At 60.4% G+C, this 23,400-nt stretch carries 25 protein-coding genes; 1 reads left to right on the forward strand and 24 read right to left on the reverse strand.

Features of this window, described 5'->3' with window-relative positions; translation table 11 throughout:
* Nucleotides 1-73: 73 nt before the first annotated feature.
* From M5B44_RS12240 to trmJ, 21 genes are all read right to left on the reverse strand, one after another.
* Nucleotides 74-865, reverse strand: a complete 792-nt coding sequence (locus M5B44_RS12240; RefSeq protein ID WP_248739308.1) for an amidohydrolase — start codon at nt 863-865, stop codon at nt 74-76.
* A complete protein-coding gene (locus M5B44_RS12245) occupies nt 853-2,001 on the reverse strand; it encodes a pyridoxal phosphate-dependent aminotransferase (RefSeq protein ID WP_248739309.1) in 1,149 nt (382 codons plus the stop codon). Before M5B44_RS12245 ends, M5B44_RS12240 begins: the two co-directional genes overlap by 13 nt.
* A gap of 117 nt (nt 2,002-2,118) precedes the next feature.
* Complete coding sequence (gene der / locus M5B44_RS12250) at nt 2,119-3,591, reverse strand: ribosome biogenesis GTPase Der (protein WP_248739310.1); 1,473 nt, start codon at nt 3,589-3,591, stop codon at nt 2,119-2,121.
* Between the two features lie 140 nt (nt 3,592-3,731).
* On the reverse strand, nt 3,732-4,883 hold the full coding sequence (gene bamB / locus M5B44_RS12255) for an outer membrane protein assembly factor BamB (protein WP_248739311.1): 1,152 nt from the start codon (nt 4,881-4,883) through the stop codon (nt 3,732-3,734).
* Nucleotides 4,876-5,517 (reverse strand): tetratricopeptide repeat protein, encoded by a 642-nt coding sequence (locus tag M5B44_RS12260; protein WP_085734102.1) that lies wholly within the window; start codon nt 5,515-5,517, stop codon nt 4,876-4,878. The genes bamB and M5B44_RS12260 overlap by 8 nt, the downstream gene beginning before the upstream one ends.
* A 41-nt stretch (nt 5,518-5,558) precedes the next feature.
* Nucleotides 5,559-6,848 (reverse strand): histidine--tRNA ligase, encoded by a 1,290-nt coding sequence (gene hisS, locus M5B44_RS12265; protein ID WP_085709403.1) that lies wholly within the window; start codon nt 6,846-6,848, stop codon nt 5,559-5,561.
* A gap of 22 nt (nt 6,849-6,870) precedes the next feature.
* Nucleotides 6,871-7,980, reverse strand: coding sequence for a flavodoxin-dependent (E)-4-hydroxy-3-methylbut-2-enyl-diphosphate synthase (ispG, locus tag M5B44_RS12270; protein WP_007956680.1), 1,110 nt, complete (start codon nt 7,978-7,980; stop codon nt 6,871-6,873).
* Between the two features lie 3 nt (nt 7,981-7,983).
* On the reverse strand, nt 7,984-9,018 hold the full coding sequence (locus M5B44_RS12275; RefSeq protein WP_248739312.1) for a helix-turn-helix domain-containing protein: 1,035 nt from the start codon (nt 9,016-9,018) through the stop codon (nt 7,984-7,986).
* Complete coding sequence (gene pilW, locus M5B44_RS12280) at nt 9,018-9,776, reverse strand: type IV pilus biogenesis/stability protein PilW (RefSeq protein WP_134828012.1); 759 nt, start codon at nt 9,774-9,776, stop codon at nt 9,018-9,020. Before pilW ends, M5B44_RS12275 begins: the two co-directional genes overlap by 1 nt.
* 12 nt (nt 9,777-9,788) lie before the next feature.
* Nucleotides 9,789-10,937, reverse strand: coding sequence for a 23S rRNA (adenine(2503)-C(2))-methyltransferase RlmN (gene rlmN, locus M5B44_RS12285; RefSeq protein ID WP_119427715.1), 1,149 nt, complete (start codon nt 10,935-10,937; stop codon nt 9,789-9,791).
* A gap of 28 nt (nt 10,938-10,965) precedes the next feature.
* Nucleotides 10,966-11,391, reverse strand: a complete 426-nt coding sequence (gene ndk / locus M5B44_RS12290) for a nucleoside-diphosphate kinase (protein ID WP_003227894.1) — start codon at nt 11,389-11,391, stop codon at nt 10,966-10,968.
* 88 nt (nt 11,392-11,479) lie between these two features.
* Nucleotides 11,480-11,680, reverse strand: coding sequence for a Fe-S cluster assembly protein IscX (gene iscX / locus M5B44_RS12295; RefSeq protein ID WP_085709399.1), 201 nt, complete (start codon nt 11,678-11,680; stop codon nt 11,480-11,482).
* Nucleotides 11,681-11,694: 14 nt separating this feature from the next.
* Nucleotides 11,695-12,036 (reverse strand): ISC system 2Fe-2S type ferredoxin, encoded by a 342-nt coding sequence (gene fdx / locus M5B44_RS12300; protein WP_041071821.1) that lies wholly within the window; start codon nt 12,034-12,036, stop codon nt 11,695-11,697.
* Nucleotides 12,036-13,901 (reverse strand): Fe-S protein assembly chaperone HscA, encoded by a 1,866-nt coding sequence (gene hscA / locus M5B44_RS12305; protein ID WP_085734097.1) that lies wholly within the window; start codon nt 13,899-13,901, stop codon nt 12,036-12,038. Before hscA ends, fdx begins: the two co-directional genes overlap by 1 nt.
* A gap of 51 nt (nt 13,902-13,952) precedes the next feature.
* Nucleotides 13,953-14,474: a co-chaperone HscB gene (gene hscB, locus M5B44_RS12310; RefSeq protein ID WP_169431784.1), complete on the reverse strand. Its 522-nt coding sequence runs from the start codon at nt 14,472-14,474 to the stop codon at nt 13,953-13,955.
* 8 nt (nt 14,475-14,482) lie between these two features.
* Nucleotides 14,483-14,806 (reverse strand): iron-sulfur cluster assembly protein IscA, encoded by a 324-nt coding sequence (gene iscA, locus M5B44_RS12315; protein ID WP_003227904.1) that lies wholly within the window; start codon nt 14,804-14,806, stop codon nt 14,483-14,485.
* 28 nt (nt 14,807-14,834) lie between these two features.
* On the reverse strand, nt 14,835-15,221 hold the full coding sequence (iscU, locus tag M5B44_RS12320) for a Fe-S cluster assembly scaffold IscU (RefSeq protein ID WP_003227907.1): 387 nt from the start codon (nt 15,219-15,221) through the stop codon (nt 14,835-14,837).
* Between the two features lie 101 nt (nt 15,222-15,322).
* Nucleotides 15,323-16,537: an IscS subfamily cysteine desulfurase gene (locus M5B44_RS12325; RefSeq protein ID WP_085709396.1), complete on the reverse strand. Its 1,215-nt coding sequence runs from the start codon at nt 16,535-16,537 to the stop codon at nt 15,323-15,325.
* 50 nt (nt 16,538-16,587) lie between these two features.
* Nucleotides 16,588-17,079 (reverse strand): Fe-S cluster assembly transcriptional regulator IscR, encoded by a 492-nt coding sequence (gene iscR, locus M5B44_RS12330; RefSeq protein ID WP_007956690.1) that lies wholly within the window; start codon nt 17,077-17,079, stop codon nt 16,588-16,590.
* Between the two features lie 168 nt (nt 17,080-17,247).
* The gene (gene cysE / locus M5B44_RS12335) at nt 17,248-18,024 is read right to left on the reverse strand and encodes a serine O-acetyltransferase (protein ID WP_085709395.1); all 777 of its coding nucleotides are present in this window, start codon (nt 18,022-18,024) and stop codon (nt 17,248-17,250) included.
* Between the two features lie 2 nt (nt 18,025-18,026).
* Nucleotides 18,027-18,797, reverse strand: a complete 771-nt coding sequence (gene trmJ / locus M5B44_RS12340; protein ID WP_007956692.1) for a tRNA (cytosine(32)/uridine(32)-2'-O)-methyltransferase TrmJ — start codon at nt 18,795-18,797, stop codon at nt 18,027-18,029.
* 145 nt (nt 18,798-18,942) lie between these two features.
* Here trmJ and suhB point away from each other — a divergent pair, with 145 nt between their 5' ends.
* Nucleotides 18,943-19,761, forward strand: coding sequence for an inositol-phosphate phosphatase (gene suhB / locus M5B44_RS12345; RefSeq protein WP_085709393.1), 819 nt, complete (start codon nt 18,943-18,945; stop codon nt 19,759-19,761).
* 115 nt (nt 19,762-19,876) lie between these two features.
* On the opposite strand, the gene M5B44_RS12350 is transcribed toward suhB, so the two are convergent.
* From M5B44_RS12350 to secD, 3 genes are all read right to left on the reverse strand, one after another.
* Complete coding sequence (locus M5B44_RS12350) at nt 19,877-20,425, reverse strand: glycine zipper 2TM domain-containing protein (RefSeq protein WP_085709392.1); 549 nt, start codon at nt 20,423-20,425, stop codon at nt 19,877-19,879.
* Between the two features lie 121 nt (nt 20,426-20,546).
* Nucleotides 20,547-21,461 carry a protein translocase subunit SecF gene (secF, locus tag M5B44_RS12355; RefSeq protein WP_085709391.1) on the reverse strand — a complete coding sequence of 305 codons (915 nt, stop codon included), beginning with the start codon at nt 21,459-21,461 and terminating at the stop codon, nt 20,547-20,549.
* Between the two features lie 9 nt (nt 21,462-21,470).
* Nucleotides 21,471-23,339, reverse strand: coding sequence for a protein translocase subunit SecD (secD, locus tag M5B44_RS12360; RefSeq protein ID WP_248739313.1), 1,869 nt, complete (start codon nt 23,337-23,339; stop codon nt 21,471-21,473).
* Between the last annotated feature and the right edge of the window lie 61 nt (nt 23,340-23,400).

Here is a 23,400-nt window from a genome sequence, read left to right on the forward strand (position 1 = left end):
GGAGCTTACGCCTCGGGGCCTTTTTTGTTCTGATCATTCCCACCCTCAACGTGGGAGTGATCAGATTCGGGTATCAGGTGAACTCGAACGTGTCCGCATCCAGATTCGCCGGAAACCGCTCGCGGTAAGCCGCCAGCGGTGCCGCTTCCAATACCGCCTTGAACACCCCGTCCGCCTCCCCCGCCGCCAGCAAGGTCTCGCCCTGGAAGTCCAGCACCTGACTGTCGCCGGTGTAGGCAAACCCCTTGCCGTCAGTGCCGACACGATTCACGGCTGCCACATAGCACAGGTTTTCAATCGCCCGCGCCGGCAGCAAACGGTTCCAGTGCAGACGCCGCGCCCCCGGCCAGTTGGCGGTGTACAGCAGCAGGTCGGTATCTTGTGCATCGCGGCTCCACACCGGGAAACGCAAGTCGTAGCAAATCAACGGCCGGATGCGCCAGCCCTTGAGCTCGAACTGCACCTGGCGTTCGCCAGGCGTGTAGTGATTGTGCTCGCCGGCCATGCGGAACAGGTGGCGCTTGTCGTAATGCCACACTTCGCCGTCCGGGCGTGCCCATAGCAGGCGATTGCGATGGCTGCCGTCGGCGGCCTGGATGATCACGCTGCCGGTGATCACCGCATTGAGCTTCGCCGCCTGTGCCTTCATCCATTTGCTGGTCGGGCCATGCTCGGCTTCGGCGAGGGTTTCGGATTCCATGGAGAATCCGGTGGTGAACATCTCCGGCAGGATAATCAGATCCGCACCACGCGCCTGCTCCAGCAAAGCGTCGAAATGCTCGAGATTGGCCTGACGATCATGCCAGGCCAGGCTGGTCTGGATAAGCGCCAGGTTGAGATCGGGTAAAGCACTCAAATCACGCATAGTTTTGCCGCCGCTTCCCGCAGCGTCTCCTCGCGTTTGGCGAAGCACAGGCGCACCAGGCGCTGGCCTTCAGGTGGATTCTGGTAGAACACCGACACCGGGATGCTCGCCACACCATGTTCGCGAGTCATCCACATCGCCATCTCGACGTCGTTCAGGTCGGGACGGATCTGCGAGTAATCGACCAGTTGGAAATAAGTGCCGGTGACCCGGGTGAAGCTGAATCGCGACGGCTCCAGCAGATCACAGAACAGATCACGCTTGGCCTGATAGAAACCCGGCAGTTCTTCGACGTGTTCCGGATGTTCGGCCATGTAATCGGCCAGCGCATATTGCAGCGGCGTCACGCCACAGAAGCTGACGTACTGGTGCACTTTGCGCAGCTCGGCAGTCAGCGCTGGCGGCGCCACGACGTAGCCGGTTTTCCAGCCAGTGACGTGATAGGTCTTGCCGAACGAGCTGACCACGAATGCGCGCTGATACAACTCTTCATGGGCCAGCACGCTCACATGCGGAACGCCGTCGTACACCAGGTGTTCGTAGACTTCGTCGCTGATCACATAGATGTCGCGATCGCGGATCAGCGCCGCCAACTGGTCGAGCTCTGCGCGACTGATCAGGGCTCCGCTGGGGTTGTGCGGGGTGTTGAGGATAATCATCCGCGTGCGTGGGCTCAGCGCTGCACTGAGCTTGTCGAAGTCGATGGAGAAATCCTCCAGACCGAGTTGCACATGCACGCAGCGCCCACCGGCCAGCTCCACCGACGGCTCGTAGCTGTCATAGGCCGGGTCGAACACGATGACTTCATCGCCGCTGTGGATAACCGCCTGGATTGCACAGAAGATCGCCTGGGTCGCGCCGGGGGTGACGGTCACCTCGTGATCGGCATCGACATTCACGCCATAGCTGCGGGCGATCTTCGCTGCAATCTGTTGGCGCAGGGCCGGCAGACCGGTCATGGGCGAATACTGGTTATGGCCGCTGGCAATGTGCCGACCGACCGCATCGCGCAGCGACTGCGGGCCGTCGAAATCGGGAAAACCCTGGGACAGGTTGATGGCTCCGGTCTGTGCCGCGAGCTGAGACATCTGCGTGAAAATAGTGATGCCGACATTCGGCAGCTTGCTGTTGATCATCGGGGTTCCCTGCTCTGCCCCGGCACTGACGACGGCGCGGGAGAGCCCGAGGATAGCCCATCCGGCGCCCATAAAAAAAGGGCGCCAGACGGCGCCCTTCTCTCTTGATGACCGGGATCAGCGCTTGTCGCGGCGCTTCTTGCTGGCCTTCTTGTTATGCGACATCAAACGACGCTTCTTGTTGACCTGGCGGTCGGTCAGCGTGTTCTTGTTGCCTTCGTACGGGTTCTCGCCGCCCTTGAACTCGATACGGATCGGCGTACCGACCAGCTTGAGCACACGACGGTAAGTGTTTTCCAGATAGCGCACGTACGAGTTCGGCACTTTCTCGATCTGGTTGCCGTGGATCACGATCAGCGGCGGGTTGGCGCCACCAAGGTGGGCATAACGCAGCTTGATCCGGCGGCCGTTGACCATCGGTGGCTGGTGCTCGCTGACCGCGTCTTCGAGGATCTGGGTCAGGCGGCTGGTCGGCCAGCGGGTGACCGCCGACTTGAACGAGTTCTGCACCGAAGCGTAGAGGTTGCCCACGCCGGTACCGTGCAGGGCCGAGATGAAGTGGATGTCGGCGAAGTCGACGAAGAACAACCGGCGTTCAAGCTCGGTCTTCACGTAGTCGCGCTCGCCCGGAGTCATGCCATCCCACTTGTTCAGCGCGATGACCAGCGCACGGCCGGACTCAAGGGCAAAGCCCAGCAGGTTGAGGTCGTGGTCGACCACACCTTCGCGGGCGTCCATCACGAAGATCACCACGTTGGCGTCTTTGATGGCCTGCAGGGTTTTGACCACGGAGAACTTTTCGACTTCTTCGTGGATCTTGCCGCGCTTGCGCACACCGGCAGTGTCGATCAGCGTGTACTTCTCGTCGTTACGCTCGAACGGGATGTAGATACTGTCGCGGGTGGTGCCCGGCTGGTCGTAAACGATCACCCGCTCTTCACCCAGCATGCGGTTGACCAGCGTCGACTTGCCGACGTTCGGCCGGCCGATGATGGCGATCTTGATGCCGTCCTTTTCGCTCGGACCTGGAATGCGCTTGGCTTCCTCGCCTTCGGCGACTTCTTCCTGCTCTTCGCCTTCCGGCAGCTCGTCCTCATCTTTCGGGAACGAGCTCAGGGCAATTTCCAGCAATTGCGTGATGCCGCGACCATGGGCGCCGGCAATCGGGATCGCATCGCCCATGCCCATCGGCGCGAATTCGGCGCGAGCCATTTCCGGATCGATGTTGTCGACCTTGTTGGCGACCACGTAGGAACGCTTGTTACGTTTGCGCAGGTGTTCGCCGATCATCTGGTCGGCGGCGGTGAAACCGGCCTTGGCATCTACCAGGAACAGAACGACATCCGCTTCTTCGATGGCCAGCAGCGACTGCTCGGCCATTTTTTCGTCCATACCATGCTCGTCACCGGAGATACCGCCGGTGTCGATCAGAATGTAGGAACGCCCTTGCCACTTGGCCTCACCGTACTGGCGATCACGGGTCAGACCGGACAGGTCGCCGACGATAGCGTCGCGAGTCCTGGTCAGGCGGTTGAACAAGGTGGACTTGCCGACGTTCGGTCGGCCCACCAGGGCGATTACGGGAACCATGCGGCTCTCCACTTCGTTATTTCAGAAAATACAAAAGCCGCTGCGAGGCAGCGGCTGGTGCTCGGGGCAACACCCATGGGTGCTGCAAACCCTGCCGGAGCAGGGCCGCTTGGGGATCAACCCCAAGCATAGTCAAACCATTACTTGATGGTCAGGGCTTCCAGTTTGCCGCTGTTGCCATACACGTAAATCGTGTCACCCACCACCAGCGGACGGGCACGCAGGCCGTCGCTGTCGATGCGCTCGCGGCCGACGAAACGACCGTCCACCTGACTCAGCAGATGCAGGTAACCTTCCAGGTCACCGACTGCAACGTAGCTGGAGAACACTTCCGGAGCCGACAGTTGACGGCGGGCCAGCGAGTCGTTGGTCCACAGTGCAGTGGTCGAACGCTCGTCGACGCCTTCAACGGTGCCCGAAGACAGGCTCACGTAGACGTTGCCGAAACCCTGGGCGATACCGGCGTAGCTCGACGCATCGCGCTGCCACAGTTGACGACCGCTTTCCAGGTCCAGTGCCGCAACGCGACCCTGATAGCTGGCAACGTACAGCGTGCCACCGGACAGCAGCAGACCGCCGTCGATGTCGACCACGCGCTCCAGTTCCGAACGACCTTGTGGAATCGCGATCCGTTGTTCCCAGACCGGCACGCCGTTGGAAATGTCCAGAGCGACCACTTTACCGGTCGACAGGCCAGCCACCGCGAGGCGGTTGGTCGCGAGCGGTGCACTGGTGCCACGCAGGGTCAGTACGGCCGGGGTGCTGTCATACACCCAGCGCTGGTGACCGGTGGATGCATCCAGACCGATCAGACGATCGTCCTGGGTCTGCACGACCACGATGTCGCCGTTGCTGGCTGGTGGCGCCAATACTTCACTGGTCACACGAGCGCGCCACTTCTCTTCACCATTGATGGTGTCGAGGGCGATGACGTCGCCACGCAGCGTGCCGACCAGAACCAGACCGTAACCCACGCCGACGGCGCCGGAGACTGGCACATCCAGTTCTTTCTTCCACTTCACGTCGCCGTTGCTGCGATCCATGGCCATCACGATGCCGGTCACGTCGGCGGCGTAGATGGTGTCACCATCGATCGCCGGTACCAGCATATTGTAGGTTTCGCCCTGACCGTCACCGATCGAACGGCTCCACACTTTTTGCAGAACCACTTCTTCCTTGAAGGAAGTCAGTTCGGCTGGTGGCAGTTCTTTTGTGCTGTTGCTGCTGCAACCCGTGGCCAGAATGGCCAGAGCCAGCAATGCTGCATGCTTCCAACCGATCACGTCACGCATCCCCTTTGGCCAGGTCGTCCAGCTTGATTTGAAGGCCGCCGACTGCCGCTTCATCCGACAGTGCCGCCTTGGCTTTTTGATACGCCGCGTTCGCTTCGTCAGTGCGGCCCAGCTGTACCAGCAGGTCGCCCTTGAGTTCTTCGCGAGTGGCCAGGAACGACTTGTCGGCATCGCCTTCAAGCAGTTTCAGGGCTTCATCCGCCTTGTTCTGTGCACCCAGCACCTGCGCCAGACGCTGACGGGCGATTTCGCCCAGCGCCGCGTTGGCCGGTTTGGCAACGATGGCCTTGAGTTCGGTCGCTGCGTCATCCAGCTTGCCGCTGTCGACCGCAACCTTGGCCACGAACAGGCTGCCGTACTGCGCGTAGGCAGTACCACCGAATTCGCTGTTGAGCTTGCCGGCCAGATCCGCGACGCGCGCAGCGTCAGGCTTGCCGTCCGGGGTCAGCGTGGTTTCCAGCAATTGCTGATAGAGCACCGAGGCGCCTTGCGACTGGTTGCTCTGATACTTGTGAAATGCCTGCCAGCCGAACACGATGACCAGCGCCAACAGGCCGCCAGTGACCAGAGGTTTGCCGTTGCGTGTCCACCAGTCCTTCAAATCCGCCAACTGTTCGTCTTCGGTACTCGACACCCCAATACTCCTTAATCGCTAAATCGGCTGTTTAAACAGCTTCAACCCTGCACGACGCAGGTGGCCAGGTGAGCGGCAAGCGCATCCCAGGCAATGCTTTGTTGTTCGCCCTGGCCACGCAGGGGTTTGAAACCTACCACTTGCTGGGCCATTTCGTCGTCACCGAGGATCAGCGCGTACAGCGCACCGCTCTTGTCGGCTTTCTTGAACTGGCTCTTGAAGCTGCCGGCACCGGCATTGACCTGCAGGCGCAGGTTCGGCAACTGGTCGCGTACACGCTCGGCCAGGGCCAGACCGGCGAGTTCCGCCTCTTCGCCGAAGGCGCATAGGTAGACGTCGACCTGACGGGCGAGTTCTTGCGGGATCTGCTCCAGGGTTTCCAGCATCAGCACCAGACGCTCGATGCCCATGGCGAAACCGACGCCCGGGGTCGGCTTGCCGCCCATCTGCTCGACCAGACCGTCGTAACGGCCGCCCGCGCACACAGTGCCCTGGGCGCCGAGCTTGTCGGTGACCCATTCGAATACGGTTTTGCTGTAGTAATCGAGACCGCGCACCAGTTTCGGGTTGAGCACGTAAGGAATGCCGACGGCATCCAGACGCGACTTCAGACCTTCGAAATGGGCACGGGACTCTTCATCCAGGTAATCCGCCATTTTCGGCGCATCGACCAGCACGGCTTGCGTGTCGGCGTTCTTGGTGTCGAGCACGCGCAGCGGGTTCGTCTTCAGGCGACGCTGGCTGTCTTCGTCCAGCTTGTCGTGGTGCGCCGAGAGGTACTCGACCAGCGCTTCACGATAACGGCCACGGGACTCGCTGGTACCCAGGCTGTTGAGTTCGAGCTTGACCGCATCACGGATGCCCAGCTCGCCCCACAGGCGCCAGGTCATGATGATCAGCTCGGCGTCGATGTCCGGACCGTCGAGGTTGAAGACTTCCAGACCGATCTGGTGGAACTGGCGATAACGGCCTTTCTGCGGACGCTCGTGACGGAACATCGGACCGATGTACCAGAGTTTCTGCACCTGGCCACCGCCGGTGATGCCATGCTCGAGCACGGCACGCACGCACGCAGCAGTGCCTTCCGGACGCAGGGTCAGGGAGTCGCCGTTGCGGTCGTCGAAGGTGTACATCTCTTTTTCGACGATGTCGGTCACTTCGCCGATCGAGCGCTTGAACAGCTCGGTGAATTCGACGATCGGCATGCGGATCTGCTTGTAACCGTAGTTATCCAGCAAACGCGAAACGGTGCCTTCGAAGTAGCGCCATACCGGGGTCTGTTCCGGCAGGATGTCGTTCATGCCACGAATGGCTTGCAGGGACTTGCTCACAGAAATTCCTTAATTCGTTCGATCAGCCGCGCGCGATGACCGCTGCGTCGGCTTCGACCTTCTCGGCCGCCTTCTCGCGGATCAGCTTTTCCAGCTCGTCCACCAGATTGTCATTCGTCAGTTTCTGCGACGGCTTGCCGTCGATGTAAATCAGGTTTGGCGTACCGCCGGTCAAGCCGATATGGGCTTCCTTGGCTTCGCCGGGGCCGTTGACCACGCAACCGATCACCGCAACATCCAGCGGCACCAGCAGGTCTTCAAGCCGCCCTTCCAGCTCGTTCATGGTCTTGACCACATCGAAGTTCTGCCGCGAGCAGCTCGGGCAGGCGATGAAGTTGATGCCACGGGAACGCAGATGCAAAGACTTGAGGATGTCGTAACCGACCTTCACTTCCTCGACCGGATCGGCCGCCAGCGAGATGCGGATGGTATCGCCAATCCCCTCGGCGAGCAGCATACCTAGGCCCACGGCGGATTTCACTGTACCGGAGCGCAATCCACCGGCTTCGGTGATGCCCAGGTGCAGCGGCTGGACGATTTCCTTCGCCAGCAGGCGGTAGGCTTCGACGGCCATGAACACGTCGGAAGCCTTCACGCTGACCTTGAAGTCCTGGAAATTCAGGCGTTCGAGGTGTTCGACGTGACGCAGTGCGGACTCGACCAGCGCGGCCGGGGTCGGTTCGCCGTATTTCTTCTGCAGGTCTTTTTCCAGGGAACCGGCGTTGACACCGATGCGGATCGGAATCCCGCGGTCACGGGCGGCATCGACCACCGCACGCACGCGGTCTTCGCGACCGATGTTGCCCGGGTTGATGCGCAGGCAGTCCACACCCAGTTCGGCCACGCGCAAAGCGATCTTGTAGTCGAAGTGGATGTCGGCAACCAGCGGCACCTTGACCAGTTGCTTGATCTTGCCGAACGCCTCGGCGGCGTCCATGTCCGGCACCGATACGCGAACGATGTCGACGCCAGCGGCTTCCAGACGGTTGATCTGGGCGACGGTGGCCGCGACATCGTTGGTGTCGCTGTTGGTCATGCTCTGCACCGCGATAGGTGCATCGCCGCCCACAGGCACGTTACCGACCCAGATCTTGCGCGATTCGCGACGTTTGATTGGAGATTCGCCGTGCATGACTTATTGACCCAACTTCAGGCGAGCAGTCTCGCCACTGGTGAACGGAGCGACATCGACCGGCTGGCCGTTGTAGCTGACCTGCGCTGCCCGGGCAACACCCAGACGCACAGCCAGCGGTGGCTTGCCTGCCACGGAGACGCTGTCGCCTTTATGTTTCAGACCGCTGAACAGAACCTTGCCGCGACCATCGGTGACCTGTGCCCAGCAATCAGCGGTGAACTGCAGTTGCACCTGACCTTCGCCTGCTGCCGGAGCAGCGGTTTCTGCGGTGGGTGCCGGGGTGGCCGGGACAACGGGTGCGGCGACGGTCGGTGCCGGAGTCGCAGGAACATTGAGGGCAGGTGCAGCCGGAGTGGCGACAACCGGGGCCGGGGCATGGGCCGGAGCAGCTGGCGTCGCCGCCGGGGCAGCAGGTACGGCTGCGGGAACGACTGGCTCGGCACCGGTCGACTCTGCAGCGGTTTCCGATTGGGGCAGTGCCAGCGCCGTCGCGCCCTCGGTCTGACCTTCGGTAACGGCCTGGTCTTCCGGCTCGTCGATCGGATGAATCTGCGTGGTGCCATCGGCGCCTTCGACTTCAACGTGCTCCGGGGCCAGACTGGTCAGGTCCTTGGTGCGCAACGAGGTCTGATCCTGCCACCAGACGAAACCGCCGCCGATGACCGCGATCAGCAGCAACAGGCTGACGATCCGCAAAATGGTATGGGAAACACGAACCGGCTCTTCGATCCGGCCCAGAGCGTGGACATTGCTGCCCTGGGAATCGGTGCCGGTGGACTGGTCGAACTGCTGGACCAGGACCGCCTGATCCATGCCGAGCAATTTGGCATAGGCGCGAATATAGCCGCGAGCGAAGGTATGCCCCGGCAACTTGTCGAACGCACCGGCTTCGAGGTTGGTCAGGGAAGTCACGGTGAGGTTGAGCTTGAGGGCCACTTCGGCCAGCGACCAGCCATTGCTTTCGCGGGCCTGGCGCAAGGTCTCACCGGGGTTAACGCGATTCGCTGCTACAACTTCGGGATGCGCCGCTTTCATCATTGCTCCGACAGGTATTGCTGATATTCCGGCGTACCGGGATAGAGTCGTTTTAATTGCAGGCCCGCACTGGCGGCCTTGTCGCGATCTTCAAACACTTTTGCCAACCGAACCGCGAGCAACAGACTACGTGCATTTTGCTCGGACAGCTGGCTGAAACGGTCGTAATAGTCACGCGCGGGCACATAATGCCTGTCTTCGAATGACAACTCAGCCATTTCCAGCAACGCCCGTGGTTGCTGACGGTTCAAACGCAATGCTTTTTCCAGTTGCTGCCGGGCCAGATCACGCTGTCCAAGCTTGGACGCCGTCATGCCGAGGTTCTCGAACACACGGGAACGCTCAGGATACAGGGTATCGGCGGCGGCCTGTTCAAAACGCTCGTAGGCTTCCTTGTAACGCTGTTCTTCGTAGAGAAAACTGCCGTAATTGTTGAGGATGCGGGCATCGGCGGGACGGGAGGACAGTGCCTTGCGAAAGTGTTCGTCGGCCAGCTTCGGCTCCATCTCGGACTGAAAGACCAGCCCAAGGGCGGCGTTGGCGTCGGGATCGGAACCGTCCAGCTCGAGGGCCTTTTTCAAGGGTACCTTGGCCCGCTCCGTCATGCCTTGCTGCAAATACCCCAGCCCCAGCTGCACGTAGGCAGCCCGCGCTTCGTCGCGGCCCTTGCTGGTCTTCATCGGGTTGTAATCACCCGACAGGACACAGCCAGCACACAGGCTGGCCAACAGCAACAGCAGCGCAAAGCGCAGGGACATAGAGATCCTCTCTTAGTTAGTGTTCGCGGCGTTCTGTGCCAGATCGCTGTCGGCGCTCAATTCGCGCACGGCGATGTAACGTTCACTGCGACGGGTGCGATCCAGCACCTGCCCTACCAATTGACCGCAAGCCGCGTCGATGTCTTCACCACGGGTGGTGCGCACGGTCACGTTATAGCCTGCCTGATGCAGCTGATCCTGGAACCGGCGAATCGCGTTGTTGCTCGGCCGCTCGTAACCGGAATGCGGGAACGGGTTGAACGGAATCAGGTTGATCTTGCAGGGAATATCCTTGAGCAGCTCGATCATTTCCACAGCGTGCTCAAGCTTGTCGTTGATGTCCTTGAGCAAGGTGTACTCGATGGTCAGCACACGTTTCTCGCCCAGGGCGGACATGTAGCGCACACACGAATCGAGGAGCATCTTAAGCGGATATTTCTTGTTGATCGGCACCAATTGGTTACGCAATGCGTCATTCGGTGCGTGCAGGGACAACGCCAGGGATACGTCGATGTGCTTGGCCAGCTCATCGATCATCGGCACCACACCCGACGTGGACAGGGTCACGCGGCGCTTGGAGATCCCGTAGCCCAGGTCATCCATCATCAGATGCATGGCGGCCACGACGTTGTCGAAGTTCAGCAGCGGTTCGCCCATGCCCATCATCACCACGTTGGTGATGGCGCGGTCGATGGTAGCCGGAACACTGCCGAAGGATTTGTTGGCAATCCACACCTGGCCGATGACTTCGGCGGCGGTGAGGTTGCTGTTGAAGCCTTGCTTGCCGGTGGAGCAGAAACTGCAGTCCAGGGCACAGCCTGCCTGGGACGAAACGCACAGAGTGCCGCGTTTGCCCTGGGGAATGTAAACAGTCTCGACACAACTGCCGGACGCCACGCGCACCACCCACTTGCGGGTGCCGTCGCTGGAAATGTCCTCGCTGACCACTTCGGGACCGCGAACTTCAGCAACAGCCTTGAGCTTTTCGCGCAAGGCCTTGCTGACGTTCGTCATGGCGTCGAAATCATCGACGCCAAAGTGGTGAATCCATTTCATTACCTGACCGGCACGGAAACGCTTCTCCCCGATTGAGTCGAAGAATTTTTCCATTTCCGGCTGGGTCAGACCCAGCAGGTTGGTTTTAACAGTCGATGTAGTCATGGATTCACCTTCACTCTTAAGCCAATGCTTAGCGAGTGGTTACTTCAGTAGCTGCGAAGAAGTACGAGATTTCGCGAGCGGCAGCGGCTTCGGAGTCCGAACCGTGAACGGCGTTGGCGTCGATCGACTCAGCGAAGTCAGCACGGATGGTGCCGGCAGCAGCTTCTTTAGGGTTGGTAGCGCCCATCAGCTCACGGTTGCGAGCGATGGCGTTTTCGCCTTCCAGAACCTGAACGACAACCGGACCGGAGATCATGAAAGCAACCAGGTCACCGAAGAAACCGCGCTCTTTGTGCTCAGCGTAGAAGCCTTCAGCTTCGGCTTTGGACAGTTGCTTCATTTTCGAAGCAACCACTTTCAGACCAGCCTTTTCGAAACGGGTAACGATTTCGCCGGCAGCGCCTTTTGCAACGGCGTCAGGCTTGATGATGGAGAAAGTACGTTGAACAGCCATGGTGTAACTCCAGAAACGGTAATTTGCGAAAAATTAAACCCGCGAATTATACGCGGGTTCTTGGGTATTGCCTAACCTGCAAGGATGATCAGTCTATTTCATCATTCCAGAGCTGCTGAACCGCTTCCAACACCTTCTCGCCGACCCGGCCAGAGTTAGCGTCGAAGTCAGGCAGCTCCTTGATCCACTGCTGCAACTCGACGAAATTGACAGAATACGGATCTACACCCGGCTTGGCCTCAGCCAACTCTTCTGCAATACGTTGAACATCATTCCAACCGTAGCTCATGACAGTCTTACCAGTCAGTGCGGCGCTTCGGCCGCATGGTTAAGCGAATATTTCGGAATTTCGACGGTGAGGTCTTCCTCGCCGACGATCGCCTGACAGGCCAGGCGCGACTGCGCCTCCAGACCCCAGGCACGATCTAGGAAATCTTCCTCCAACTCGTCAGCTTCTTCCAGCGAGTCGAAACCCTCGCGGATGATGCAGTGACAAGTGGTGCAGGCGCAGACGCCGCCGCAGGCGCTTTCCATCTCGATGTGGTGTTCGTGGGCCAGCTCGAGAATCGAAGTGCCGGGCTCAGCCTCGACCACCATGCCTTCAGGGCAGAACTTCTCGTGGGGCAGAAAAATGACCTGCGGCATCAGATATCCTCGATTTCATTCAGGTTGCGCCCCGACAGAGCGGCTTTCACCGTCTGATCCATACGACGGGCAGCAAAGGCATCGGTCACTTGCGACAGACGCTTGGTCTGCTGCTCGATGGCGTAACCATCGGTACCTTTCATCAGTTCGGTCAGTTCCTGCACCTGCAGGTCGATGACCATGCGCTCTTCGGCGTCGAGCAAACGCTCACCATCCGCCTCCAGAGCGCCCTGCACCGCTTCGATCAGGCGCTGGGCATCGACTTGCTGCTCACGCAGGACGCGAGCGACTTTGTCGTCATTGGCGTGCTGGAACGAATCCTTGAGCATCTTGGCGATTTCGCCGTCGGTCAGACCGTAGGACGGCTTGACCTGAATGCTGGCTTCAACGCCCGAACCCAGTTCGCGGGCAGAAACGCTGAGCAGACCGTCGGCATCGACCTGGAAGGTCACGCGAATCTTCGCCGCGCCCGCCACCATTGCCGGAATGCCGCGCAATTCGAAACGCGCCAGGGAGCGGCAGTCGCTGATCAGCTCGCGCTCGCCCTGCAACACATGGATCGCCATGGCCGACTGGCCGTCTTTATAAGTGGTGAAGTCCTGGGCGCGAGCGACGGGAATAGTGGTGTTGCGAGGAATCACCTTCTCCATCAGGCCGCCCATGGTTTCCAGCCCCAGGGACAGTGGAATCACATCGAGCAGCAGCAGTTCGCCGCCATCGCGCTTGTTGCCGGCCAGTGTATCGGCCTGGATCGCGGCACCGATGGCCACCACTTGATCCGGGTCGATTTCGGTCAGCGGTTGACGACCGAAGGCTTCGGCGACAGCTTCACGAACACGTGGAACGCGGGTCGAACCACCGACCATGACCACGGCATGCACGTCTTCCAGCTCGATACCGGAGTCGCGAACGGCACGGCGGCAGGCTTTCAGGCTGCGGGCAACCATCGGCTCGATCAGTGCGTCGAAGGCTTCGCGAGTCAGTTGTGCTTTCCAGTCACCATAAGCAACTTCAACACTGTCGGCATTAGTCAGGGCTTCTTTGGCCGCGCAGGCGGTTTGCAGCAGATTGCGCTGCGCACCCGGATCGAGATCGGCGGACAGGCCCGCACTCTCGATGATCCAGCCAGCAATCGCGTGATCGAAATCGTCACCGCCCAGGGCACTGTCGCCACCGGTGGCCAGAACTTCGAAGACACCGCCGGTCAGGCGCAGAATCGAAATATCAAAAGTACCGCCGCCCAGGTCATAAATGGCGACCAGGCCTTCGGCATGCTGATCCAGACCATAAGCCACCGCAGCGGCAGTCGGCTCGTTGAGCAGACGCAGCACGTTCAGACCGGCGAGTTTTGCCGCATCCTTCGTAGCCTGGCGCTGAGCGTCGTCGAAATAGGCAGGAACGGTAATCACCGCGCCGACCAGCTCGCCGCCCAAGGTCGCTTCAGCGCGCTGGCGCAGCACTTTCAGGATATCGGCGGAGACTTCGACCGGGCTTTTCGGGCCCTGCACGGTGTCGATGAACGGCATGTGCGATTCGCCGCCGACAAAGCGGTACGGCAGTTGATCGCCCAATTGCTTGACGTCGGACAGGCCACGCCCCATCAGGCGCTTGACCGACAGCACGGTGTTCAGGGGGTCGGAGGACGCAGCCAGTTTGGCCGACTCGCCGACTTCGACGCGATCGGCGTGATAGCGCACGGCGGAAGGCAGAATGACTCGCCCTTCGGCATCGGCCAGCGGCTCGGAAAGACCACTGCGCAACGCAGCGACCAGCGAATTGGTAGTGCCCAAGTCGATCCCCACAGCCAGACGACGCTGGTGCGGTTGAGGACTTTGGCCGGGTTCGGCGATCTGCAGTAGGGCCATCGTGATCAGGACTTATCTGTATATCAGGCGTGCGACCGGAGCGGCACTGGGTTAATCGTCGAGGCGCTCTTCTAACTGGCGCACTTCGTAGGTGAGCTTGTCGAGGAACTGCATGCGTCGCATCAGGCGCTCGGCCTGTTCGCGTTGCGCTGCATCATCCCAACAGGCTGCGAAGCTTTCGTTCAGCTGCTCCTGGGCGGTCTTCAGGCGACGCTTGAAGGCAGCGACGCCGGCCAGGTCGGCACTGTCCTGCAGATCTTCGAGCTCTTCGCGCCACTGCATCTGCTGCAACAGAAACTCGGGATCATGGACCGTGACTTCCATCGGCACTTCATGACCGCTGATCGTCAGCAGGTAACGTGCTCGCTGGGCCGGGCTCTTGAGCGTCTGGTAAGCATCGTTGAGCCGAGCGGACTGTTCGAGCGCCGAGCGCTGCTCACGCTCGGAAGCGTCGGCAAAACGATCGGGATGAACGCCGCGCGCCAGCTCGCGATAGCGCGTGGCCAGTTGCTCGAGATCCAGACGAAAGCCCGGTTGCAGCTCGAATAAAGCGAAATGACAAGGAGTTCCCACGACCAGCCTCAGATGTTGAAGCTTTCGCCGCAGCCACACTCACCGCGCACGTTGGGATTGTTGAACTTGAAGCCTTCGTTCAACCCTTCCTTGACGAAATCGAGCTCGGTGCCGTCGAGGTAAGCCAGGCTCTTGGGGTCGATGATCACTTTTTCGCCGTGACTCTCGAACACCTGATCTTCTGCAACCACCTCGTCGACAAACTCCAGCACGTAGGCAAGGCCGGAACAGCCCGTGGTGCGAACACCCAGACGAATCCCTTCACCCTTGCCGCGCCCGTCGAGGGAGCGTCGCACGTGTCGAGCAGCCGCTTCTGTCATGCTGATAGCCATCGTTGACTCCTTACTCGTCGCCCAATGCTTAGATCAAGCCTTTCTTCTGCTTGTAGTCGCGAACGGCCGCCTTGATGGCGTCTTCAGCGAGTACCGAGCAGTGGATTTTCACTGGCGGCAGGGCCAGTTCTTCGGCCAGCTGGGTGTTCTTGATGGTTTCCGCTTCGTCCAGGGTCTTGCCCTTCATCCACTCGGTGGCGAGGGAGCTGGAAGCGATAGCCGAACCGCAGCCATAGGTCTTGAACTTGGCGTCTTCGATAACGCCCTGGTCGTTGACCTTGATCTGCAGACGCATCACGTCGCCGCACGCCGGAGCGCCGACCATGCCGGTGCCGACATCTGGATCTTCCGCGTTCATCTTGCCGACGTTACGCGGGTTTTCGTAGTGGTCGATGACCTTTTCGCTGTAAGCCATGATTCTCAATCCTCACTCATCAGGGCCGCTCTTGAGACCCTGCAACTGCGCTGCGCAAACCGCCGCGTCGCTACAGGATCCGTATCCGGCGGCTTCTATGTTTAGTGTGCCGCCCACTCGATTTTCGAGATATCGACGCCGTCTTTGTACATGTCCCACAGCGGCGACAGAGCGCGCAGCTTGGTAACGGCCTCGCAGACTTTCTGCGCGGCGTAATCGATTTCTTCTTCGGTGGTGAAACGGCCGAAGGTGAAGCGGATCGAGCTGTGTGCCAGTTCGTCGTTGCGGCCCAGGGCGCGCAGCACGTACGAAGGCTCAAGCGACGCCGAGGTGCAGGCCGAACCGGACGAAACCGCCAGATCCTTGAGCGCCATGATCAGCGACTCGCCTTCAACGTAGTTGAAGCTCAGGTTCAGGTTGTGCGGAACGCGGGCGGTCAGGCTGCCGTTGACGTACAGCTCTTCCAGGTGCTCGACCTGCTTGTAGAAGCGATCGCTCAGGGCCTTGATGCGCACGTTTTCGGCAGCCATGTCTTCCTTGGCTACACGGAACGCTTCGCCCATGCCGACGATCTGGTGGGTCGCCAGGGTGCCGGAACGCATGCCACGCTCGTGACCGCCGCCGTGCATGGTCGCTTCGATGCGCACACGCGGCTTGCGGCTGACGTACAGCGCGCCGATGCCTTTAGGACCGTAGGTCTTGTGGGCAGAGAACGACATCATGTCGACTTTCAGCTTCTGCAGGTCGATTTCGACCTTGCCGGTGGACTGAGCGGCGTCGACGTGGAACAGAATGCCTTTGGAACGGGTCAGCTCGCCGATGGCGGCGATGTCGTTGACCGTGCCGATTTCGTTGTTCACGTGCATCACCGACACCAGGATGGTGTCTTCGCGCAGCGCGGCTTCGATCATGGCCGGGGTGATCAGGCCATCTTCGGTCGGCTCGAGGTAGGTGACTTCGAAACCTTCGCGCTCCAGTTGGCGCATGGTGTCGAGGACAGCCTTGTGCTCGATCTTGGAGGTGATCAGGTGCTTGCCCTTGGAGGCGTAGAAATGTGCCGCACCCTTGATTGCCAGGTTGTCGGACTCGGTGGCACCGGAGGTCCAGACGATTTCGCGCGGGTCGGCGTTGACCAGGTCGGCCACCTGACGACGAGCGTTTTCGACGGACTCTTCGGCCTTCCAGCCGAACACGTGGGAACGGGACGCCGGGTTACCGAAGTTTCCGTCGACCAGCAGGCATTCACTCATCTTTTGCGCAACGCGCGGATCGACCGGGGTGGTCGCAGAGTAATCAAGGTAAATCGGCAATTTCATGGACTATCTCCTAAATCAGGCTGGCTGGCGTGCCGCTAGCTCTCTGGCTGTCATTCGACGGCGGACGCTTCAATCTTGTCCAGGCGCGGCGCCTTGCCATTGCAACGACGCTGATCCTGACGCTGGGCCACTTCCTGCACCTCACGGCGAGTTACGAGGTCGGCCAAGCTGATACCGCTGAGAAATTCGTGAATCTGCAGGCTCAGGTCGCACCACAGGTGATGGGTCAGGCAGGTGTCGCCGGAATGGCAATCGCCCTGACCCTGGCATTTTGTTGCATCGACCGATTCGTTCACCGCATCGATCACCTGGGCGACCTGGATGCCCTGCATGTCGCGGGACAACTGGTAGCCACCGCCCGGACCGCGAACACTGGAAACCAGGTTGCTGCGGCGCAGCTTGGCGAAAAGCTGTTCGAGATAGGACAGGGAGATGCCTTGGCGCTCGGAGATATCGGCCAGGGACACGGGCCCGTGCTGCGCGTGCAACGCCAGGTCAAGCATGGCGGTCACGGCGTATCGGCCTTTTGTAGTCAGTCGCATGGACAATTACCACGGAGTTCGGAATGGGCGGGAGTATGCAATTCCCGAGCATTTAAGTCAACTATAAGACCTAGTGCTTTAGTCGGGTTTACCCGCAAAAGAGCGCGCGAATGATAGCAGGGTCTGCGGCTTAATGGCACACCGGCCGGCAGCAGCCCTGCAGGAGCGTCAATGCGTCGTGGATTCGTCCTTGCCCTTCACGCAGGCGAAGTCTTCTTCGCGCAGTTCAGGCAGATCTTTCGCACAATAATTGCTGCCCAGATCCTTCAACGCCCCGCACATCCCTTCCAGACGGCCATCCACCGCCTGCAGGTGATCGAGCAATTGGCCGATGGCACGCGCCACCGGGTCCGGCATGTCACCGCTCACGCCATAGGCATCGAAACCGATCTTTTCGGCCATCGCCTTGCGCTTGGCATCGGCTTCATCATCGGACTTGACGATGATCCGCCCCGGAATGCCCACCACAGTGGCGCCCGGCGGCACTTCCTTGGTCACCACCGCATTGGAACCGACCTTGGCGCCGGCGCCGACCGTGAACGGACCCAGCACCTTCGCGCCAGCCCCCACCACAACGCCATCACCCAGCGTCGGGTGACGCTTGCCCTTGTTCCAGCTGGTACCGCCAAGGGTCACGCCTTGATAGATGGTGACGTCATCGCCGATTTCTGCGGTTTCGCCAATGACGATGCCCATGCCATGGTCGATAAAGAAGCGTCGACCCACCTTGGCGCCCGGATGAATCTCGATACCGGTCAGCCAGCGACCGAAGTTCGACACCAGCCGCGCCAGCCATTTCAGATCGTTGCGCCAGAGCATGCCGGCCAGTCGATGAATCCAGATCGCATGCATGCCGGGGTAGCAGGTCAGGACTTCAAAAGCGTTACGCGCCGCCGGGTCTCGGTGGAATACGCTCTGGATATCTTCACGCAAACGCTCGAACATCATTAATCCTTCCGCTTAAGGAGCTCGCCACGGGCCGCTTTCTGGGTTTCCGTGAGGATGCCACGCAAAATATTCATTTCCGCCCGGCTGACCGAGCTGCGTCCGTACAACCGGCGCAGGCGCGCCATCAAGTGCCGCGGTTTTTCCGGATCGAGGAATTCGATGGCCACCAGGGTCTGCTCCAGGTGCTCATAGAACCGCTCCAGCTCATCCATGGTCGCCAGCTCGGCGCTTTTCACGGAGGCCACTTCTTCTTTCTCGATCTTGGTCGGCTGACCTTGTGCGGCCAGCCAGGCCATGCGCACTTCATAGCTCAACACCTGCACCGCCGCCCCGAGGTTCAGCGAACTGAATTCAGGATCGGAGGGGATGTGCACGTGATAGTGACATCGCTGCAGCTCGTCATTGGTCAGGCCGGAATCTTCACGCCCGAACACCAGCGCGATTTCCGCGCCCTGCCCGGCCTCCTCGACCACTTTGGTCCCGCATTCGCGCGGATCCAGCAGCGGCCAGGGAATTCGCCGGTCGCGAGCACTGGTGCCGAGCACCAGATTGCAGCCGACCAGGGCGTCCTCCAAGGTGGCGACGACTTGCGCGTTTTCAAGGATGTCACCGGCACCCGAGGCGCGAGCATCGGCTTCGTGGTGCGGAAAGACTCGCGGATCGACCAGCACCAGCCGCGACAAACCCATGTTTTTCATGGCGCGCGCGGTCCCGCCGATGTTTCCCGGGTGGCTGGTATTGACCAGGACGACACGAATATTTTGCAGCACGGCGGGCGCTCTCGGACTGGGGAAAGGGGTGCAAATCTTACAGAACAGCCTACCGTTAAGCTATGAAAGCGAACAGCGACCTTCACCTGAAGAAAAGTTCTGATAGAATGCGCGGCTTTCTTTAACAACCTTAGGTGACACATCCATGCAGCCCATGCTGAATATCGCGCTGCGCGCCGCCCGCAGCGCCAGTGAACTGATCTTCCGCTCCATCGAGCGCCTGGATACCATCAAGGTCGACGAAAAAGACGCCAAGGATTATGTATCCGAGGTCGATCGCGCCGCCGAACAGAAAATCATCGACGCCCTGCGCAAGGCTTACCCGAATCACTCGATCATGGGTGAAGAGACCGGCATGCACGCCGGCAGCGGCATCGAAGGCGAAGAATACCTGTGGATCATCGATCCACTGGACGGCACCACCAACTTCCTGCGCGGCATTCCTCACTTCGCTGTCAGCATTGCCTGCAAATATCGTGGTCGCCTGGAACACGCTGTTGTTCTGGACCCGGTTCGCCAGGAAGAATTCACCGCCAGCCGTGGTCGCGGCGCTCAACTGAACGGCCGTCGTCTGCGTGTCAGCGGCCGTACCAGCCTGGACGGCGCTCTGCTCGGTACCGGCTTCCCGTTCCGTGACGACCAGATGGACAACCTCGACAACTACCTGGGCATGTTCCGCGCCCTGGTTGGCCAGACTGCCGGCATCCGCCGCGCCGGTTCGGCGAGCCTGGACCTGGCCTACGTTGCTGCCGGCCGTTTCGATGCGTTCTGGGAATCGGGCCTGTCCGAGTGGGACATGGCTGCAGGCGCCCTGCTGATTCAGGAAGCCGGCGGTCTGGTGAGCGACTTCACCGGCGGTCACGACTTCCTTGAAAAAGGCCACGTCGTTGCCGGCAACACCAAATGCTTCAAGGCTGTTCTGACGGCGATCCAGCCGCACCTGCCGGCCTCGTTGAAGCGCTAAGCTTCCCGCGAAACCAGAAAAGCACCCTTCGGGGTGCTTTTTTTATGCCTGTCATCACGTTAATCCCGGGCACAAAAAAGCACCCCGAAGGGTGCTTCTTTTTTACCGCAACCGCTTATTGCCCAGGCTGCGCCTGCGACAGGATCAGCTTGCCTTCCTTGTCGACCGGAATCTGGTTGCCCGGATCACGATCCATACGCACTTTGCCTTCCTTGCCGTCCAGCGAGTAGCGGACGTCATAACCTACGACCTTGTCGCTGATGTCATTCACCGTATTACAGCGAGTCTGGGTGGTGGTGTAGGTATCGCGATTCTGCATGCCTTCCTGCACCTTGTTGCCGGCATAACCGCCACCGACCGCGCCAGCTACCGTGGCAATCTTCTTGCCGGTGCCGCCGCCGATCTGGTTACCCAGCAAACCACCTGCCACGGCACCGATGGCGGTACCGAGAATCTGGTGTTGATCCTTGACCGGCGCCTGCCGGGTCACAGCGACATCCTTGCATACTTCACGTGGCGTCTTGATCTGTGTCTTGACCGGTTCAACGGCCAGAACCTGCGCATACTCAGGGCCGCTTTTAACCAGGCTGTAGGTGGCAACAGCGCCCCCGGCAGTCACACCGACAGCACCCAGTACCGCACCAACCAGCAACGACTTGTTCACATGAACCTCCTGACCATCACATGCGGGACGCGCCCGCGCTTCTCCCAGCCTTGGAGCAATAAAAAAGGCGCGAGTTCAACTCGCGCCTTTTTTTGACTGACAACCGGGGAAACGATGGCCGTTATGGACGGTCGTCGACTTCCTTCTCGGTATTGGCCGGCGGAATCAGGTCTTCCGACGACAGGTTCAGCCAGATCAGCACCACGTTGGCGATGTAGATCGACGAGTAGGTACCCGCCAGAACACCGATGAACAGGGCGATCGAGAAGCCGAACAGGTTGTCGCCACCGAAGAACAGCAGTGCCGCGATCGCCAGCAAGGTGGAGATCGAAGTCGCCATGGTGCGCAGCAGAGTCTGAGTGGTCGAGATGTTGATGTTCTCGATCAGCGAAGCCTTGCGCAGCACGCGGAAGTTCTCACGCACCCGGTCGAACACGACGATGGTGTCGTTCAGCGAGTAACCGATGATCGCCAGTACCGCCGCCAGCACCGTCAGGTCGAAGGTGATCTGGAAGAACGACAGGATACCCACGGTCACGATCACGTCGTGAATCAGCGAAACGATGGCACCGACCGCGAATTTCCACTGAAAGCGGAAAGCCAGGTAGATCAGGATGCCGCCGAGCGCCAGCAGCATGCCGAGGCCGCCCTGGTCGCGCAGCTCTTCACCGACCTGCGGGCCGACGAACTCGACGCGCTTGACCGTCGCCGGGTTTTCACCGCCGACCTTCTGCAGCGCTTCCGCCACCTGATGGCCCAGCTGCGGGTCTTCACCCGGCATGCGCACCAGCAGGTCGGTGGTCGCACCGAAGTTCTGCACGACCGCTTCGTGATAACCGGCGGTAACCAGTTGCTCACGCACCTTGGTGACGTCGGCCGGACGCTCGTAGGTCAGCTCGATGAGCGTACCGCCGGTGAAGTCCAGGCCCCAGTTCATGCCCTTGTGGAACACGCTGAACAAGGCCAGCACGGTAAGGAACAATGTGACGCCGAACGCGAAGTTGCGAACGCCCATGAAGTTGATTGTACGTAACATGGCAGCCCCTTAAATCCACAACTTCTTGAAGTCACGACCGCCGAAGATCAGGTTGACCATCGCGCGGGTCACCATGATGGCCGTGAACATCGAGGTAAAGATCCCGAGGGACATGGTCACTGCAAAACCCTTCACCGGGCCGGTGCCCATGGCGAAGAGGATGCCGCCGACCAGCAAGGTGGTCAGGTTGGCGTCGAGAATCGCGGTGAATGCCCGGCCGAAGCCTTCGTTGATTGCACGCTGCACGGTCATGCCGGCGGCGATCTCTTCACGGATCCGCGAGAAGATCAGCACGTTGGCGTCGACCGCCATACCCATGGTCAACACGATACCGGCGATACCCGGCAGGGTCAGGGTCGCACCCAACAGCGACATCAATGCCAGCAGCAGCACCATGTTCACCGCCAGAGCGACGGTGGCGATCAGGCCGAAAAAGCGGTAGATGGCGATGATGAACAGCGAGACGAACAGCATGCCCCACAGCGATGCATCGATACCCTTGGTGATGTTGTCCGCACCCAGGCTCGGGCCGATGGTACGTTCTTCAGCGAAGTACATCGGAGCCGCCAGACCACCGGCACGCAGCAGCAGCGCCAGCTCGGACGATTCGCCCTGGCCGTTCAGGCCGGTGATACGGAATTGCGCACCCAGCGGCGACTGGATGGTCGCCAGGCTGATGATCTTCTTCTCTTCCTTGAATGTCTGCACGGCAACGTCTTTCTCGACGCCGTCGACCATCTGCTTGACGTAGGTGGTCACCGGACGCTGTTCGATGAAGATCACCGCCATGCTGCGACCGACGTTGCTGCGGGTCGCGCGGCTCATCAGCTCACCACCGTGGCCATCCAGACGGATGTTCACTTCAGGTGTGCCGTGCTCGCCGAAACCGGCCTTGGCATCGGTCACCTGGTCACCGGTGATGATCAGGCTACGCTCGATCTGTGCCGGAGGACGCTTGCCTTCGCGGAACTCGAAAGTCTCGGAAGTGGCTTTCGAAGCACCCGGCTCGGCGGCCAGACGGAATTCCAGGTTGGCGGTCTTGCCGAGGATTCGCTTGGCTTCGGCAGTGTCCTGCACGCCCGGCAGCTCAACCACGATGCGGTTGGCGCCCTGACGCTGGACGATCGGTTCGGCAACACCCAGCTCGTTGACGCGGTTACGTACCGTGGTCAGGTTCTGCTTGATGGAGTATTCACGGATTTCCGCCAGCTTGGCCGGGGTCATCGCCAGACGCAGCACCGGTTGACCGTTGAGGTCGGCCGGAACAATGTCGAAATCGCTGAAGTTCTTGCGGATCAGTGCACGGGCCTGTTCGCGGGAGTCAGCATCGCTGAAGCCCAGCTGAATGGCGCCATTGAGCTGCGGCAGGCTGCGATAGCGCAGCTTCTCTTTGCGCAGCAGGCTCTTGACGTCGCCTTCGTAGACTTTCAGGCGTGCGTCGAGGGCTTTGTCCATGTCCACTTCCAGCAGGAAGTGCACACCACCGGACAAGTCCAGACCCAGCTTCATCGGGTGCGCGGCCAGGCTGCGCAGCCATTGCGGAGTGGTCTGTGCCAGGTTCAGCGCGACGACGTAGTCATCACCCAATGCCTTGCGCACAACGTCTTTGGCCGGCAACTGGTCTTCAGCCTTGGTCAGACGGATCAGGCCGCCCTTGCCGTTCGCTGCCAGACTCGAAGCCTTGACGTTGATCCCGGATTCCTTGAGCGCGGTGCTCACGCGGTCCAGGTCGGCCTGGTTGACCTGCAGGGCCGTGCTGGCGCCGCTGATCTGGATGGCCGGGTCATCGGGGTATAGATTCGGAGCGGAATAAATCAGACCGATCGCCAGCACCGCCAGGATCAGAATGTATTTCCACAGAGGATATTTGTTCAGCATCACGCCGCCCGTTATGACGCGGGGCGCCTTGCGCGCCCCGTCGATTGAGTAGAAGTTGTTG

This window comes from Pseudomonas sp. MWU12-2029, from assembly GCF_023242425.1.
GTDB lineage: Bacteria > Pseudomonadota > Gammaproteobacteria > Pseudomonadales > Pseudomonadaceae > Aquipseudomonas > Aquipseudomonas kribbensis.